This is a genomic window from Frankia sp. CeTa3Moorea (assembly GCF_978021225.1).
The window spans coordinates 5,654-6,752 of the sequence record NZ_CDXDOR010000204.1; the positions used below are offsets into that span (position 1 = coordinate 5,654).

General features: G+C 67.8%; 1 pseudogene. It reads right to left on the reverse strand.

From position 1 onward, the window contains the following. Nucleotides 1-24 precede the first annotated feature (24 nt). Nucleotides 25-1,019: pseudogene (locus AC08OV_RS22450) on the reverse strand (IS5 family transposase). Nucleotides 1,020-1,099 lie beyond the last annotated feature (80 nt).

Here is a 1,099-nt window from a genome sequence, read left to right on the forward strand (position 1 = left end):
CCTAGGGCCTGTTCTGGGTTCAGATCATGATGTTGGTAGGCCGCGTAGCCAGAGGATGGATCCGCGCGGGTGGAGTCCCGCGAGGTAGCTTTCGGGTGTCTTGTCGTAGCGGGTGGCCAACCCCCGCCACTCCTTGATCCTGTTGATGCCGCGTTCCACGGTGTTGCGATCTTTGTAAAGCGTGGTGTCGTGGCTGACCGGCCGGCCTCCCGCCCTGCCTCACCTGGCCCGGTTGGCCTGCTGGTCGGACTTCTCCGGGATCACCGCCCGGATCTTCCGTCGGCGTAGGTAGGCGCGGTTGGCGCGACAGGAGTAGGCCTTGTCCCCGGCGACCGCGTCCGGCCGGGTCCGAGGGCGGCCGACCCGTCCCCGCACCCTGATCTTCTTCAGGGTAGGGAGGAAGCGTGGGCTGTCCGCGGCCTGGCCCGGGGTGAGCAGGAAGGACAGCGGGCGGCAGCGCCGGTCGGTCGCCAGGTGCACCTTGCTGGTCAGCCCGCCGCGGGAACGCCCCAGCTCGGCGGCGGTCAGCCGAGCCTTGTGGCGTCGGTGTTCCGTACGGCGCTGTGCCTGTTCGGTGTCCTGTGGGTCCTCGGCCGTCCCGGTGACCGGGTCGTTTTGTCCGGTTGCTGAAGCCTCTTTTCCTCGACCAGGGCCTTTTCCAGGTCCCCCAGGAGATCCGGGTCGATCGCCATGCCCGCCGCGTGGTGATGCGCGCGGGCGACGGTGGAGTCCACACTGACCAGACTGAGATCAACCGTGTCGCGCGCCGCTGCCTCGGCGATCATCGCGTCCAGGAGGGTCTGGAAGACCCCGTCGCGCGCCCACATCCGGAACCGGTCGTAGATCGTCGACCAGGAGCCGTACCGTTCCGGCACGTCCCGCCACGGGCTACCGGTCCGGAACCGCCACATCACCGCGTTGACGTAGCTACGCAGGTCAGGGATCGGCCCGGAGGCCCCCAGCGGCAGGTGCGGCTCGATCAGCTCCCACTCGTCATCGGTCAGATCGCCACGCGTCATACCACCGTGCTACCCACCGAAGCACCCGAACACGAAGGACGAACACCCCAACTGTGATCCGGACTTAGAACAGGCCCTAG